This window comes from Nocardia niwae NBRC 108934 = DSM 45340 (genome assembly GCF_001613465.1).
GTDB lineage: Bacteria > Actinomycetota > Actinomycetes > Mycobacteriales > Mycobacteriaceae > Nocardia > Nocardia niwae.
Genome location: NZ_BDCK01000011.1, coordinates 24,925 through 39,617, shown reverse-complemented (window position 1 = coordinate 39,617; position 14,693 = coordinate 24,925). Strand labels below are relative to the sequence as shown.

Here is a 14,693-nt window from a genome sequence, read left to right as displayed (position 1 = left end):
ACAGTGTGATTGCGAGCCTCCCGGCGGGGACTTCTAGTTGACTGTCTGCCAGTCTGGAGGCGTGAACCCGTCTACAGCACAAGCGCAGGTCGTCGTCGACGAGCTCGTGCGCGGGGGCGTGCGGGATGTCGTCCTGTGCCCCGGCTCCCGGAACGCTCCGCTGGCCTTCGCCCTTCAGGCCGCCGACGCGGCCGGGCGGCTGCGCCTGCACATGCGGATCGATGAGCGCACGGCGGGCTTCCTCGCCGTCGGGCTCGCGATCGCGAGCCGGCTCCCGGTCCCGGTCGTGATGACCTCGGGGACCGCGGTGGCCAACCTCGGGCCCGCCGTGCTGGAGGCGAACTACGCCCGGGTCCCGCTGGTGGTGCTCAGCGCCAACCGGCCCTACGAGCTGCTCGGATCCGGCGCGAACCAGACCGTGGAACAGTTCGGCCTGTTCGGCAGCCAGGTCCGCGCCACGATCTCACTCGGTCTCGCGGAGGAAGAGGCGGGCGACGCCGATCACCCGCCCTACGACCAGCAGAACAGCCAATGGCGCTCCGCGGTCTGCCGGGTGCTGGCGGCGGCGCGCGGCACCCGCTCCGGCAACGCGGGCCCGGTGCACTTCGACGTACCGCTGCGCGAGCCGCTGGTCCCGGACTTGGGGCCGGGAGAGACGGCGCCCGCGGGCCGCGCCGGCGAGTGCGCTTGGACCGAGACCCAGTACGCGACTCTGGACGTGCCGCTCGATCTCGATCTCACGCCGGACACGGTCGTGATCTCCGGACATGGCGCCGGGCTGCGGCCCGAGCTGGCGGAACTGCCGACCGTCGCCGAGCCCACCGCCCCCATGCACGGGCCCGCACTGCATCCGCTCGCACTGCCTCTGCTGCGGCCGAAACAGGCGATCATCACCGGCCGCCCCACCCTGCACCGGCAGGTCTCCAAGGTGCTCGCCGACCCGGACGTCCGGGTGTACGCGCTGACCACCGGCCCGCGGTGGCCGGACGTGTCCGGCAACGTGGTCGGCACCGGGACGCGTGCCGTCACCGCCGGTGCTCCCAGCCCGCAATGGCTGGAGCACTGCCGCGAATTGAACACGAAAGCCGACCAGGTGGTGCGCGCCGAACTCGCACGGCACCCGAAACCCACCGGGCTGCACGTCGCCGCGGTCGTGATGGACGCGCTGCGGGACGGCGACCAACTCCTGCTCGGCGCCTCCAACCCGGTGCGCGACGCCGCGCTGGTGTCGCATCCGCGTCCGGGGATCAAGGTGCTGTCCAACCGCGGCGTGGCCGGTATCGACGGCACGGTGTCCACGGCGGTCGGCGCGGCGCTGCACCATGACGGGCGCACCATCGCGCTGATCGGTGACCTGACCTTCCTGCACGACGCGTCCGGCCTGCTGATCGGGCCCGGTGAACCGCGGCCTGCCGATCTGACCATCGTCGTGGCCAACGACGACGGCGGCGGCATCTTCGAGCTGCTCGAGCAGGGCGACCCGCAGTACGCGGGGGTGTTCGAGCGGGTCTTCGGGACGCCGCACGGTATGGATCTCGCCGCGTTGTGCGCCGCCTATCGCATCCCGCACCGGCAGGTGGATCCGCAGCAGCTGGCCGTCGAGCTGACCGGGCACGCCCATGGCACGCGGGTGCTCGAGGTGGCCACCGAGCGGTCCAGCCTGCGGGAACTGCACGCGACGGTGCGGGCGAAGATCCAGCCCTGACCGGGCGGCCGCGCCGGGCCGTCAGTAGCCGGATTCCTCCTCGGGCTCGTCGTCGAGCGGAACCGCGATGGACTGCTCGATCACGTCCGCCGGGTTCGCCTCCAAGACGTCGCGCTCCAGAACCGCCCGTCCGACGGTGTCGTCCTGCTCGGGCAGGTCGTCGGCGAGCACCGGCTCCTCCGGATACGCCGGAACCGACTGCTCGGCGAGATCGGCCTCCGGGACCGCGTCGGCAAGGGGATCTGACATCGTGCGCTCCTCTCCGCGTGGGCCTCTCGCTCGGCATACCCGTCGCGGGACGCCGCAATCGAGGCGGACGATCAACTTCGACTGGATCGAGGATGCCCGTGGTCCGGTCCTACGGCAAGCATTCGGCGCGTCGAGTTCGCCGTTCTTCGCCGGCCTGCGGCGCGGTCGCGTTCGCGGGATGTTCGACCAGCGCGAGGGTGCGTCCGGCCATGAACCGCGCGGTTCGCACCGCCACCCCCGACCGTGTCACCTCGCTGACTTCCACCACGCCCCGCGCGATCCGTACCTCGACCCGCCGCCCCGCCCGGGTAGCCGCGATCTCGTAATTGCGAGAGCCGTCGCCGACGTCGACGACGATCTCCACTCGATCACCCTTCATCTTTCAATTGTCCGCTTTTCCAGGGCTTTTCGCCGCTACGAGTTGGTTGCGGAAGACCTCGCCGCTGAATTTCGCCGCCTCGCTCCGTCTGCATTCCCGGAGACGTTCCACACCCCGAGGAGGCCAGATGAATCCCGAGTTCGACTTCGAGCCCGCGGCCGCCGCTTTGGCGACCGTCGTCGGCGGCATTACCGACGATCAGCTCGCGGCGGCGACGCCGTGCGCGGACACCACGGTCCGCGATCTGCTCGCGCACGTGGTCGATCTGACCGAGGCATTCCGGCAGTCGGCCACCAAGGAGGCCGTCGGCGGTTCGGTCGCGCCCGCTCCTCCTGCCGAGCGCGCGTTGCCCGAGGATTGGCGGCAGCGCATTCCGGCGCAGCTGGACGCCTTGGTGGCGGCGTGGCGGGAACCCGCGGCCTGGGACGGCGCGACGGAGGCGGGCGGAGTGAGCGAGCCCGCGCCGGTGATGGCGAGGATCGCCCTGGACGAGGTGGTCGTGCACGGCTGGGATCTCGCGAAGGCCACCGGTCAGCCCTTCACCTGTGCCGCCGGGCATCTGGCCATCTTGCTGGACATGCTGCGGGAAACTCCGGCCGAAGGCGTGCCGGGCCTGTTCGGCCCGGTGGTGCCGGTCGCGGCGGAAGCGTCTGCTCTGGAGCGGGTCCTCGCCTTCACCGGCCGCCGCGCCGAGTGGACCGCGGGCGCTGTGCTCGGCTAATCGACCGGTGGGGCGGGGCGCGAGCCGGTCGGCACGAAAGTGCCCGCAGTCACGGCGTCGGCGGCGGCGCGGGCCGCCGTATCCGCCGCGTCGTCGTCGATCGGATCGCCGCTGGCGAGCAGTCGGTAGTAGAGCGGGGCCGACACCGCCGACAGCACCGCGCGTGCGTCGGTGTGCGCCGGCGCTTCGCCGCGCGCTACGGCGGCCGCCACACACGCCGACCACTCGGTGAGGCGCACGTCGTAGAAGCGGCGCAAGGCGGTCGCGGCGGACTCGTCGCAGGTGGCGGCGGCGATCACGGCGCGGAAGAGTCTGCCTTGGCGGGGATCGGACAGCGTTCCGGCGACCAGGCGGGCGTTGGCGGTGAGGTCGCCGAGCAGTGAGCCGGTGTCGGCGTGCGGCAGCGACTGCTCGGCCATGTCGACCAGCAGGTCGGCGATCAGGCCGGTGGGCGTGCGCCAGCGGCGGTAGACCGTGGTCTTGCCGACCTCGGCGCGTGTCGCGACCTCGGCCAGGTCGAGGCGGGCGAAGCCGCGTTCGGCCAGCAGGTCGCCCGCGGCTCGCAGGACGGCGGCACGGACCCGCGCGGTGCGTCCACCGGGTCGAACCGATCCGGGGGTGCTCTCTTCCGACTCCATAACGGAACTCCAGTTTCATTTGAGGGCGATCAGGTGTACTGTTCGATACGTTAACGGAACTATAGACCCTTTAGGAGGGAGTCTCGGTGAACGTTCGGACGCAGGACGCGCAGATGGAGTACCGGCGGCTCGGCGCATCGGGTTTGCACGTCCCTGCCTTGAGCTTCGGTGCGGGCACTTTCGGCGGTCGCGGCGAACTGTTCGGCGCGTGGGGTGACACCGACGCCGACCAGGCGCGGCGGCTGGTCGACATCAGCTTGGACGCGGGCGTGAGCATGTTCGACACCGCCGACGTCTACTCCGACGGCGCCTCCGAGGAGGTGCTGGGCGCCGCGGTCAAGGGCAGGCGTGACCGGGTGCTGCTGTCCACCAAAGCGACGCTGCCCACCGGCCCCGGACCGGCGGCCGCCGGTTCCGGCCGGGCCAGGCTGATCGGCGCGGTGGAGGCGTCGCTGCGCAGACTGGGCACGGACTACATCGATCTGTTCCAGCTGCACGCTTTCGACGCGGGCACGCCGGTGGAGGAAGTCGTCGCCGCACTCGACGATCTGGTGCGGGCGGGCAAGATCCGCTACGTCGGCGCGTCGAACTTCGCGGGCTGGCAACTGATGAAATCCCTTGCCGCGGCCGATCGCAACGGCCTGACCAGGTATGTCGCGCACCAGGTCTACTACTCGCTGGTCGGGCGGGACTACGAATGGGAGCTCATGCCGCTGGGGCGCGACCAAGGCGTCGGCGCGGTGGTCTGGAGCCCGCTCGGCTGGGGCAGGCTCACCGGCAAGATCCGGCGCGGACAATCACTTCCGGAAGGAAGCCGCCTGCATCGGACCGCCGAGGCCGGGCCGCCGGTGGACGACGACAAGCTCTACGACGTGGTCGACGTCCTCGACGAACTGGCCGCCGAAACCGGCAAGACGGTCCCGCAGATCGCCCTCAACTGGCTGCTGCGACGCCCCACGGTCGCCACCGTCATCGTCGGCGCCCGCAACGAGGAACAATTGCGCCAGAACCTCGGCGCGATCGGCTGGGAACTCGATGCCGACCAGGTCGCCCGCCTGGACAAGGCAAGCGCCACCACCCCGCCCTATCCCTACTACCCGTACTACCGCCTCCCGGACTTCACCCGCTTGAACCCGCCCGCCGTGTGAGCGAAGAATGCGGCGGCAGACCGTCAGTCCGCTCGGACCTGGACCGTCAGTACACGTCGCGGACGTAGCGTTTTTCGGCGACGAGCTGCTTCTTGAAGGCCAGGGCGCCGTCCTCGTCGAGCTTGCCGTGGATGCGGGCGATGCGCAGGAGCGCCTCGTCGACGTCCGCGGCCATGCGGCTGGCGTCGCCGCAGACGTAGAAGTGGGCGCCGTCGCGCAGCCAGGACCACAGCTCGGCGCCGTGCTCGATCATTCGGTGCTGCACGTAGATCCGCTCCCGCTGGTCCCGGGAGAAGGCCAGGTCGAGCCGGGTCAGGAAGCCGGAACGGAACATGTCCTCCAGCTCGGCGCGGTAGTAGAAGTTCTGCGCGGCATGCTGATCGCCGAAGAACAGCCAGTTGCGTCCGGTGCAGCCGAGGGCCCTGCGCTCCTGCAGGAACCCGCGGAAGGGCGCGATGCCGGTGCCCGGGCCCACCATGATCATCGGCGCGGTCGGGTCGGCCGGGGGCCGGAAATGTGGTGCGCGCTGCAGGAAGATCGGCACCACCGCCTCCGCGCCCGCCCGATCGGCGAGGAACGTCGAGCACACCCCGCCGCGCCGGGCCGCCGAACCGGTGGCGGCCGGGTCGCCGTAGCGCACGATGCCGACGGTCAGCTCCACCTCATCCGGGCTGACCAGCGGGCTCGACGAGATCGAATACTGGCGCGGTTGCAGCTTCTTCAGCGCGCCGAGCCACTCCACCAGATCCGCCCGCACCGGGAAGTCGCGCAGCACGTCCACGGCCTGCCGGTCCCACAGGTAGTTCGCCAGCTCGTTGCGGTTGTCCCGGCGCAGCAGTTTGGCGAGCTTGCCGCTGTGGTTGCGCTCGGCGAGGAAACCGAGCAGGTCGTGACCGACCTTGGTGATGTCGTAGTGCGTGCGCAGGGCCTCTGCCAAGGTGAGTTCGCGCTCGTCGACCTCGACCGCGCGGCGACCGTCCAGCCCGGTGGCGGCCAGCCATTCGGTGACCAGCGCGTCGCTGTTCACCGGCCAGACGCCCAAGGAGTCGCCCACCTCGTACCCGGCGTCCAGACCGCGCAGATCGAACCCGAAGCGGCGCACCTCTTTCGGTGATCCATCGGCCGAGAGCAACTCGTTGCGCAGCAGCGGAGCGCGCAGCGGCGCAGCGCGGGTGAACGGCGCGGGAACTTTACGGTCGCGCGCCGGTACGGCAGTCGGCAATTCCAGCGTCGCGACACCGCCGCCACGGGGCGCGGAGCGACCCGGACCGGTTCCGAGGGGCACCGGCGAGCTGGTGGGGGAGCCGGGCTCCGTGTCGCCGAAGGCGGCGAGTACGTCATCGAGCCAGCGCTGCGCCGCGTCTTCGTAGTCGGGTTCGCTGTCCACGCGCGGCAGCAACCGGGTCGCGCCGAGTTCGGCGAATTTCTCGTCGAGTTTGCGGCCGTATCCGCAGAAGTCGTCGTAGGAGGAGTCGCCGAGGGCGAACACCGCGTAGCGCACACCCGTCAGCCGCACGACGGCGTCGGCGAGGCGATCCCAGAAGTCGGCTCCGTTGTCCGGCGGCCCTCCGTCGCCGAACGTGCTGCTGACCACCAGCACGTCGCCCTGGACGGCGTTTAGGTCGCAGGAGTCCAGGTCCAGCAGGCGCGGCGCGAAGCCGTGTCCGGCCAGGTGCGCCGAGACGGTGGCCGCGAACTCCTCGGCGGTGCCGGTCTGCGAGGCCCACAGCACCGTGATCGCGCGGGCGGCCGCTCCCTCGTCCATCGTCGGAGCAGGGCCCGCCGCGCCACGCGAATACATCCCGGCCAGCAGCCCGTCTACCCACAGCCTGCTGTGCGCGGACATCGGCGCCGAGTCCGGGAGCACCGGCTGACCGGCCACCGGAAGCGCCTGCAGCGCGGCCAGAAAGCCACTCAGGTAGATCCGCTCGGTCTCGCTGAGCGTGGGCGCGGTGCCGCTGTCGAGGCCGAGCACGGCCGCCAGCGGATGCGCCGATTCCGCCACGGGCACCGCGGCGGGGACCTCCGGGCGCCGCACCGCCGCCACCCGGCGCAGCGCCACCGCGCACGCCTTGAACTCCGGTTGCAGGGAAACCGGATCGACCGCGTCGTTGGTGACCGCGTTGATGGTCAGGTATTCGCCCTGCTCGTCGTTCCAGTGGAACGGCACGAAGCAATCGCCCGGCCGCACTCGATCACTGACCTGCACCGGCAGCACGGCGCGACCGCGACGCGAGGCGATCTCGAGCTGATCGCCCGCGCGCAGGCCGAGGCGTTCGGCGTCGGCCGGGTGCACCTCGACGAACGGAGCGCCGTTCAGCTTGGTCAGCTTGTCGATCTTGCCGGTCTTGGTCATCGTGTGCCATTGGTGCTGCAGGCGGCCGGTGTTCAGCAGGAACGGGTAGTCGTCGTCCGGCATCTCCTCCGGCAGCAGGTGCGGGCGCGGCCAGAACACCGCGCGGCGACTCGGCGTCGCGAAGGCCAGCCGGGGCCGGTGTCCGTGCGCGTCGACGAACAGTGTCTGGCTGACCCCGTCGTTGATGTAGCGGATCGGATTGCGCCTGCGTTCGGGCTGCGCGCACGGCCACTGCATCGGCCCTTCGCGCAGCGCCTCGTAGCTCACGCCGCGCAGGTCGTAGCCGGTGGCGGGATTCGCGAACCGGGTGATCTCGTCGAACACCTCGGCGCTGGAGGCGAAGTCGAAGCCGGGGAAGCCCATGGCGGTGGCGATGTCAGCGATGATCCGCCAGTCGGGTCGCGCGTCGCCGGTGGGTGGCACCGATTGCTGCAGCAGGGTGAGATTGCGTTCGGAATTCACCATCACCGCGTCCGCCTCCGCCCACAGCGTGGCGGGTAGCAGCAGGTCGGCATACGCGTTGGTCGCGGTCTCGGTGTAGGCGTCCTGGGCGATCACCAGTTCGGCCGCTTCCAATCCCGCGATCACGGTCTTGCGGTTGGACACGGTGGCGACGGGATTGGTGCAGATGATCCAGGCCGCTTTGATCGTCCCCTCGGCCAGTTCACGGAACATCTCCACCGTGCCGGGCCCGGCTTCGGTGCGCAGGGTGCCGGGCTCCAATTCCCACGCGGTCTCGACGAAGGCGCGGTCCTCGGCGGAGAGCAGGCTGCGCTGACCGGGCAGGCCGGGGCCCATGTATCCCATCTCGCGCCCGCCCATCGCGTTCGGCTGTCCGGTGAGCGAGAACGGCCCGCTGCCGGGACGGCAGATCGCGCCCGTGGCCAGGTGCAGGTTGCACAAGGCGTTGGTGTTCCAGGTGCCGTGGGTGGATTGGTTGAGTCCCATCGTCCACAGCGACATCCACTCGCCGGCTTCGCCGATCCACCGGGCGGCGGTGCGGATGTCGGCTTCGGCCAGCCCGGTGATCTCCGCCACTCGCTGCGGCGGGTAGTCCGCGAGGAACTCCGGCATCGCGTCCCAGCCCTCGGTGTACTCGGCGATGAACTCCTCGTCGATGTCGCCGTTCGCGACCAGCAGGTGCAGCAGCCCGTTCAGCAGCGCGAGGTCCGTGCCGGGAGCGATCTGCAGGAACAGGTCCGCTCGCGCGGCGGTCTCCGTGCGCCGCGGGTCCACCACGATGAGCTTCGCCCCGGCTTTCAGCCGGTCGGCCATCCGCAGGAACAGGATGGGATGGCAGTCGGCCATGTTCGCGCCGATCACGAAGAACAGGTCGGCGTGTTCGAAGTCGTCGTAGGAGCCGGGCGGCCCGTCCGCGCCGAGCGACTGCTTGTATCCGGTCCCGGCGCTGGCCATGCACAGCCGCGAGTTCGCCTCGACGTGCACCGTGCGCAGATAACCCTTGGCCAGTTTGGTGGCGAGGTATTGCGCCTCCAGTGACATCTGCCCGGAGACGTAGAGCGCGATCGCGTCCGGACCGTGCTCGTCCAGGATGGCGCGCAACCGAGTGGCGGCCTCGTGCACGGCCTCGTCCACCGGGAAGGGCACCGGGACCTGGCCGCGCTCCGAACGCCGGTAGGCGGTCTCCATCCGTCCGGTGGTGCGCATCAACTCGGCGTGCGTCGCGCCCTTGGTGCACAGCCTGCCCGCGTTGGCCGGGTGCAGTTTGTCGCCGCTGACCTTGGCGATCACCGGCTTCCCCGCTCCGCCCGGTGCGGTCGTCACCGTGATCCCGCAGCCCACGCCGCAGTACGAGCACGCCGTTCGGGCGATGCCGTCGCTGTGGCCGGTCACTGGGTCGGACATGTCTTCGATCATGCGGACCGCCGATTGCGCGGGATTTACCCCGCGTTATCGCCAGGTGACATTCCACCTCACCGTGCTCGAATCCGGCGGTGAGGTGTGACCGAGGTCTCCGGGTCAGTCGAGTTTGTATGCCCGATGCAGCGCGACTATGCCGCCGGTGAGGTTGCGCCACTTCACCGACGACCACCCGTTCGCCGCGATCCGCATCGCCAGCCTGCGCTGATTGGGCCAGTCCGAGATGGATTCGGCCAGGTAGACGTAGGCTTCGGGATTACTGCTCACCACACGCGCCACCTTGGGCAGCGCCTTCATCAGGTACTCCAGATACACCGTGCGCAACACCGGGAGCACCGGCGCGGAGAACTCGCACACGACCAGCCTGCCGCCGGGCTTGGTGACCCGCAGCATCTCGCGCAGGGCTAGGTCGGTGTCGGCCACGTTGCGCAGCCCGAAGGAGATCGTCACCGCGTCGAAGGAGTCGTCGGCGAACGGCAGCGCCATGGCGTCGGCCGCCACCATCGGCACGTCGCGGAAACGGCCCGCGCTGAGCATGCCCTTGGAGAAGTCGGCCGCCAGGCACCAGGCGCCGGATTTCTGCAACTCCAGCGTCGACACACCGGTGCCGGCGGCCAGATCCAGCAGCCGCTCGCCCGGCCGCGGCGCCAGCGCCTTGCGGGTCGCCCAGCGCCAGTAGCGATCCTGCCCCGCGGAGATCACCGTGTTGGTCAGGTCGTATCGCCGGGCGACGCCGTCGAACATCGCCGCTACTTCGCGCGGCTGCTTGTCCAGCGAGGCCCGGTTCGATTGCGTTTTCGCCACGCCACGACCCTAACTCGCGGTCTGTTACGAACCGAGCGCGGCGCGTGGATACTTCCGTCACGTCCGAGCGCGGGTTCAGGCCGTATGCGGCAACCGAATCCGCGTGCCGGTCACTTCGGTGTAGTGGCCCATCAGCTGGGTGCAGATGGCGGGCCAGGTTCGCGACAGCACCGACTTCCTGGCCGCTCCGGCGAAGCGGTGGCGCAGCTCCGGATCGCGCAGCGCCCCGACGGCGCTGGGCAGCAATTCGCCGAAGCGATCCACCGGCAGCAGATAGCCGTTGCGACAGTGAGCGATCAGGTCGCGCGGACCGCCCGCGTCGGGGCCGATCACAGGCACACCCGACGCCAGCGCCTCCTGCACGCCCTGGCAGAACGTCTCGTGCTCGCCCGCGTGCACCATCACGTCCAGACTGGCGTACGCCCGCGCCAGCTCGTCGCCGCCGAGTTCGCCGGTGAACACCGCGGTCGGCATCGAGCGGGCCAGCCGCTGACGCTCCGGCCCGTCGCCGACGATCACCAGCTGGACATCGGGCTCGGCGCCGAGCACCGCCAGCCGCTCGACGTGCTTCTCCGGCGCGAGCCGCCCGACGAAGCCGACCAGCAGCCGGTCGCGGCCGGCGAGCCAGGTCTCGCGCAGCTCGGCGGAGCGGGCGCTGGGCCTGAAACGCGCGATGTCGACCCCGCGTCCCCACCGGTGCACGCGCGGAATGCCGTGCCGGGCCAGGTCCTCGGCCGCCGCCCGGGACGGGGCCAGCGTCCGGGTGGCTCCCTCGTGGATGCGGCGGGTCCAGCCCCACGCGGCACGACCGGCCAGCCCGAGCCCGTAACTTTTGGCGAAGCCCGCGACGTCGGTCTGATACACCGCGACGGTCGGCAGATCCAGCCGTAGGGCCGCGCCCAGTCCGCCCGCGCCGAGCAGGAACGGCGAGGCCAGGTGCACCACGTCGGGGCCGAAGTCCTCGATGGCCGAGACGATGCGCGGCTGCGGCAGCCCGACCGGCAGCGAACTGACCTTCGGCACCATGACCGCGGGCACCCGGTGAACGGGGAAACGCCCGTGCTCGCGCGGTGCGGCGGCCTGACCCCGCGGGGTGTCGGGGGCGATGACCAGGGCGTCGTGCCCGTGCCGGTCCAAGTGCTCCAGCACCCGCAGCACGGAGTTGACGACGCCGTTCATATTCGGCAGGAACGACTCCGCGACGATCGCTACACGCACGTTCTCAGCCTGACCGGTACACCGCGCCGCGCCGCCACACCGAAGTGAAGCGCACGAAAAGATCCGGCGAACTATCGGGGCGCTGCGGGTCTTCGCCCGGCCACGGAGTTCAGGACTGCGGCGCGGGCCGGGGAACCGGCTCGGGACGCCGGCTCGCGCGGAAGAGCAACCACAGCGCGGGCAGCGCGAGCAGCCACACCACCACGATGACCGACAACGCGGGCGGAATGGCGACGCGCACGTCACGGCCTTCCACGCGCACCAGGTCGGGGTCGCTGCGGCTGTATTCCACCCGGATCCGCTCACCCGCGGTGAGGTTGGTGGGATACAGCACGCCGACCTTCGGATTGTGCGTCTCGCCGTCCGGTGTGACGTACATGACCGCCGAGCGCAGCCGTCCCGCCGAGAGCACCTCGGCGGTGGTGCTGCCCTTGTCCGAGCTGATCAGATAGTCGTTGCGCCACGCGGCCAGCACCAGCAGCCCGACGAGCACGCTCACCGCCGTCGCGGCGATCAGCACCCCGATCCTGGCCCGTCGCAGGCGGATCGGCCGCCCTTGGAACTGGCTGGTTTCCGACACCGCCACAGGCTACCGACCGGCTCGGCTACGGTGGCGGCCATGTCCCGAAAATTCAGCTTCACCGTGCCTTATACCGTCCCGGTCGAAGATCTCCACCGGGCACTCACCACCGACGACGTCTGGCGGGCTCGCTTCGCCGACGCACCGACCGCGACGCTGGACCTGTCGCATCCGGACGGCGCGGGCACCATTCGCATCCATATGACCGAAAAGGCCGCCGAGGACAAGGTACCCGCGCTGGTCCGCAAGGTGCTCAAGAGCGAACTCACCTTCTCCCGCACCGACAACTGGCAGCCGCTGGTCGGCGAGGTCGCCAAAGGCACCTTCGAGGCCACCACCGGCGGCATCAACACCGCGATGTCCGGGTCCTACGAGATCCGTTCCACCGCGGAGGGATCCGAGCTCGAGGTGGCGGGCACCGTGCAGGTGAAGGTGCCCGTGGTCGGCGGCGCGATCGAGCCGCTCGCCGAACAGTTACACCATCGGGTACTCAACAGCGAGCGCAAATTCATCGAGGAGTGGTTGTCGGCGAAGCCGACCGCCTGAGCGCACGTTGCCCCGGCCCGGCCGGGGCAACGCCGTCGTGCCTACGCGAAATCCTGCGGCGAGTACTCCTTCGGCTCGACCAGGACCAGCCAGTTGCCCGAGTTGTCCCGGATGATCGCCTCGGTGCCGTAGGGCCGTTCGGCGGGCGGCTGGACGAACTCCACGCCCTTGGCGGTGAGTTCCTCGAAGGTCTTCTGACAGTTCTCCGTACGCAGGCCGAGCGAGCCGTGCGTGCCGTTGGCCAGCGCGCGCCGCACGGCGTCGGCGTAGTTCTCGTCCAGCGGCGGGCCCGGGAGCATCAGCGTGATCTCCAGCTCCGGATGCGCGGGATGCGCGACGGTGACCCAGCGGAAACCGTTGTCGCCCATGGTGACGTCGCCGGTCTCGACGAAGCCGAGCTTGTCGACGTACCACTCCTTCGCGGCGGTTTGGTCGGTGACATACACCGTGACCAGGGAAACATTCGTAATCGTCGTCATGCGGGCCAGGCTATGGCGGCCGCCCTGCCACCGGCTTCTCCGAAATTGCGCGGTTCGCTCAGCCGCGCGGCTTGCGGTCGGAGAGCCCGTGCATGAAGACGAAACAGCCGGGAATGCGCGGAGCGCCGTCGGCGAACTTCGCTTGGTACTCCGACGGCGTGACGCCGACCAACTGCCGGAATTTGCTGCTGAACGAGCCCAGGCTGCTGTAGCCCACCAGCATGCACACCTCGGTGACGGTGAGATTGGTCGCGCGCAGCAGGTCCTGGGCGCGTTCGATGCGCCGCTCGGCCAGGTACGCGGCCGGGGTCAGGCCGTAGACCGCGGCGAACGCCCGGAGGAAGTGGTATTTCGACACCCCGGCGGCCGCCGCCAGCCCGTCCAGATTCAGCGGGTCGGCGTAGTGCCGATCCGCCAGGTCCTTGGCTCGGCGCAGATGCGGCAGCAGAGCCAGCGCGGGCGATCCGCGAGCTCGTTGTCCGCCCATCGCGTCTCCCGGATCTAGGCGAACGGCGGACGCTCGTCGAAGCGCAGCGACGCCCGGCCCGCCATCCGCCACGCCCGGGCGGTCAGGTCGACGTCCTCGTCGGTGACCAGATTGCCCATCACTCGGACCGCCGTGCGCTGCAGGTACTTCGAGCGCATCACCGGCGGGCCGCCCAGCGGCACCATGCGCGGATGCGTGGCCAGGCCCGCGATCCGCCGGGCGACCGAGAACGTGCGGCCGTAGCGGGCGCGCAGCACCTGCGGCCAGATCGTGCTGAGGTCGGGTTCGTCCAGCAGGTCGGCCAGCATGTGACCGCCCTCCAAGCCGTAATCGATGCCCTCGCCGTTGAGCGGGTTCACGCACCCGGCGGCGTCACCGATGAGCACCCAGTTGCGTCCCGCGACGTTCGAGACCGCCCCGCCCATCGGCAGCAGGGCCGAGGCCACCGCGCGCAGCGAGCCCTCGAATTGCCATTCCTCCGTGCGCAGGGCGGTGTAGTGCGCCAGCAGCGGCTTCAACGCGATATGCGAGGGCCTGCGTTCCGTCGCCAGCGACCCGACACCGATGTTCACCTCCCCGTTGCCCAGCGGGAACACCCAGCCGTAGCCGGGAACCAGCTCGCCGGCGGCATCGCGCAACTCCAGGTGCGAGGTGATCCACTGATCGTCGCTGCGGCCGGACCGGATATAGGCGCGCGCCGCGGTGCCGTACGCGTACTGCCGATGCCAGACGCGGCCGAGCAGCCGCCCGATCGGCGAACGCACCCCGTCGGCGACCACCAGCGTCCGGCACGCGATCGTGCGCGTGCCGTCGGCCGTCCGCACCGTCACGCCCGTGACCCGATCGTCCTCCCGGGTGACGTCGACCACTTTCGTGCCGTCCACCATGCGCGCACCGGACTTCACCGCCGTCTCGCGCAGTTTGTCGTCGAGTTCGGTGCGCGGAACCGCGCTTCCGTACGTCGGGAAGGAACCGCCCGGCCAGCTCAGCAGCGCCTCGCGGCCGAAGCCGGTCATCCGCAGACCGTGGTTGACGGTGTGCGCGCGCACCCACTCGCCGAGACCGAGCTGCTCCAGTTCCGCGGTCGCGCGCGGGGTCAGCCCGTCACCGCAGGTCTTGTCCCTGGGAAAGACCGCGGAATCGATGAGCACCACGTCCCGTCCCGCCCGTGCCGCCCAGGCCGCCGACGCCGATCCGGCCGGGCCAGCGCCGACGACCAGCACCTCGGCCCGGCTGGGCAACGCGTGCTCGTCGCTCGCGGGACTCGCTTCCGGTGAACCCATGCGCTCCATACTCGCAGGGCCCGCTCAGCGATGTCGACGGCGGTCGCGCTCGCGTCGTGGACGGTCACCGGCGACGCGCCGCGAATGTGGCCGATCCACCACAGAGTGACGGTGTTCATGGGCCATCCGACCGGGACACGCTAGGTTCTCTACCGTGGGGTCGGACGCATCGCTGGGAGAAGAAATGAGCACATCGGCCATGAGCGAGCGCAGCGAGCG

General features: G+C 70.3%; 14 protein-coding genes. 4 read left to right on the top strand and 10 right to left on the bottom strand.

The features are described 5' to 3' along the window. Positions 1–61 precede the first annotated feature (61 nt). Positions 62–1,705, top strand: a complete 1,644-nt coding sequence (gene menD, locus NNI01S_RS03025) for a 2-succinyl-5-enolpyruvyl-6-hydroxy-3-cyclohexene-1-carboxylic-acid synthase (RefSeq protein WP_063017257.1) — start codon at positions 62–64, stop codon at positions 1,703–1,705. 21 nt (positions 1,706–1,726) lie between these two features. On the opposite strand, the gene NNI01S_RS03020 is transcribed toward menD, so the two are convergent. Both NNI01S_RS03020 and NNI01S_RS03015 read right to left on the bottom strand, forming a co-directional pair. Beyond that, a complete protein-coding gene (locus NNI01S_RS03020) occupies positions 1,727–1,954 on the bottom strand; it encodes an Rv3202a family protein (RefSeq protein ID WP_063017255.1) in 228 nt (75 codons plus the stop codon). A 109-nt stretch (positions 1,955–2,063) separates the two neighbouring features. After that, a complete protein-coding gene (locus NNI01S_RS03015) occupies positions 2,064–2,333 on the bottom strand; it encodes a DUF8836 family protein (protein WP_063017253.1) in 270 nt (89 codons plus the stop codon). Positions 2,334–2,460: 127 nt separating this feature from the next. On the opposite strand from NNI01S_RS03015, the gene NNI01S_RS03010 reads away from it, so the two are divergent. Beyond that, complete coding sequence (locus NNI01S_RS03010) at positions 2,461–3,054, top strand: TIGR03086 family metal-binding protein (RefSeq protein WP_063017251.1); 594 nt, start codon at positions 2,461–2,463, stop codon at positions 3,052–3,054. Here the strand turns inward: NNI01S_RS03010 and NNI01S_RS03005 are convergent. Further along, entirely contained in the window at positions 3,051–3,692 is a 642-nt protein-coding gene (locus NNI01S_RS03005; protein WP_063017249.1) for a TetR/AcrR family transcriptional regulator, read from the bottom strand. The genes NNI01S_RS03010 and NNI01S_RS03005 overlap by 4 nt on opposite strands. Positions 3,693–3,805: 113 nt before the next feature. Here NNI01S_RS03005 and NNI01S_RS03000 point away from each other — a divergent pair, with 113 nt between their 5' ends. Beyond that, a complete protein-coding gene (locus NNI01S_RS03000) occupies positions 3,806–4,840 on the top strand; it encodes an aldo/keto reductase (protein ID WP_063017247.1) in 1,035 nt (344 codons plus the stop codon). Between the two features lie 46 nt (positions 4,841–4,886). On the opposite strand, the gene NNI01S_RS02995 is transcribed toward NNI01S_RS03000, so the two are convergent. The 4 genes from NNI01S_RS02995 to NNI01S_RS02980 form a co-directional block, all read right to left on the bottom strand. Beyond that, positions 4,887–9,062: a bifunctional nitrate reductase/sulfite reductase flavoprotein subunit alpha gene (locus NNI01S_RS02995; RefSeq protein WP_174554356.1), complete on the bottom strand. Its 4,176-nt coding sequence runs from the start codon at positions 9,060–9,062 to the stop codon at positions 4,887–4,889. 114 nt (positions 9,063–9,176) lie between these two features. Continuing rightward, a complete protein-coding gene (locus NNI01S_RS02990) occupies positions 9,177–9,881 on the bottom strand; it encodes a demethylmenaquinone methyltransferase (protein WP_063017246.1) in 705 nt (234 codons plus the stop codon). A 75-nt stretch (positions 9,882–9,956) separates the two neighbouring features. Beyond that, positions 9,957–11,099, bottom strand: coding sequence for a glycosyltransferase family 4 protein (locus NNI01S_RS02985; protein WP_063017244.1), 1,143 nt, complete (start codon positions 11,097–11,099; stop codon positions 9,957–9,959). Between the two features lie 109 nt (positions 11,100–11,208). Then, complete coding sequence (locus tag NNI01S_RS02980; RefSeq protein WP_084488440.1) at positions 11,209–11,679, bottom strand: DUF3592 domain-containing protein; 471 nt, start codon at positions 11,677–11,679, stop codon at positions 11,209–11,211. A 39-nt stretch (positions 11,680–11,718) separates the two neighbouring features. On the opposite strand from NNI01S_RS02980, the gene NNI01S_RS02975 reads away from it, so the two are divergent. Then, on the top strand, positions 11,719–12,225 hold the full coding sequence (locus NNI01S_RS02975) for a DUF2505 domain-containing protein (protein ID WP_063017242.1): 507 nt from the start codon (positions 11,719–11,721) through the stop codon (positions 12,223–12,225). Between the two features lie 41 nt (positions 12,226–12,266). Here the strand turns inward: NNI01S_RS02975 and NNI01S_RS02970 are convergent, their stop codons facing one another. Genes NNI01S_RS02970 through NNI01S_RS02960 form a run of 3 tightly spaced genes read right to left on the bottom strand, consistent with a single transcriptional unit; the run spans position 12,267 to position 14,474 of the window. Next, positions 12,267–12,704, bottom strand: coding sequence for a VOC family protein (locus NNI01S_RS02970; protein ID WP_063017240.1), 438 nt, complete (start codon positions 12,702–12,704; stop codon positions 12,267–12,269). Positions 12,705–12,762: 58 nt separating this feature from the next. Further along, on the bottom strand, positions 12,763–13,191 hold the full coding sequence (locus tag NNI01S_RS02965; RefSeq protein ID WP_063017238.1) for a helix-turn-helix transcriptional regulator: 429 nt from the start codon (positions 13,189–13,191) through the stop codon (positions 12,763–12,765). A 14-nt stretch (positions 13,192–13,205) separates the two neighbouring features. Further along, positions 13,206–14,474, bottom strand: a complete 1,269-nt coding sequence (locus tag NNI01S_RS02960; protein WP_063017490.1) for a geranylgeranyl reductase family protein — start codon at positions 14,472–14,474, stop codon at positions 13,206–13,208. Positions 14,475–14,693 lie beyond the last annotated feature (219 nt).

Bases quoted from the DNA above. Each gene is read 5' to 3' on its own strand.
- NNI01S_RS03020 (WP_063017255.1), bottom strand. From the start codon at position 1,954: ATGTCAGATCCCCTTGCCGACGCGGTCCCGGAGGCCGATCTCGCCGAG.
- NNI01S_RS03015 (WP_063017253.1), bottom strand. From the start codon at position 2,333: ATGAAGGGTGATCGAGTGGAGATCGTCGTCGACGTCGGCGACGGCTCT.
- NNI01S_RS03010 (WP_063017251.1), top strand. From the start codon at position 2,461: ATGAATCCCGAGTTCGACTTCGAGCCCGCGGCCGCCGCTTTGGCGACC.
- NNI01S_RS03005 (WP_063017249.1), bottom strand. From the start codon at position 3,692: ATGGAGTCGGAAGAGAGCACCCCCGGATCGGTTCGACCCGGTGGACGC.
- NNI01S_RS03000 (WP_063017247.1), top strand. From the start codon at position 3,806: ATGGAGTACCGGCGGCTCGGCGCATCGGGTTTGCACGTCCCTGCCTTG.
- NNI01S_RS02995 (WP_174554356.1), bottom strand. From the start codon at position 9,062: ATGTCCGACCCAGTGACCGGCCACAGCGACGGCATCGCCCGAACGGCG.
- NNI01S_RS02975 (WP_063017242.1), top strand. From the start codon at position 11,719: ATGTCCCGAAAATTCAGCTTCACCGTGCCTTATACCGTCCCGGTCGAA.
- NNI01S_RS02970 (WP_063017240.1), bottom strand. From the start codon at position 12,704: ATGACGACGATTACGAATGTTTCCCTGGTCACGGTGTATGTCACCGAC.
- NNI01S_RS02965 (WP_063017238.1), bottom strand. From the start codon at position 13,191: ATGGGCGGACAACGAGCTCGCGGATCGCCCGCGCTGGCTCTGCTGCCG.
- NNI01S_RS02960 (WP_063017490.1), bottom strand. From the start codon at position 14,474: ATGGGTTCACCGGAAGCGAGTCCCGCGAGCGACGAGCACGCGTTGCCC.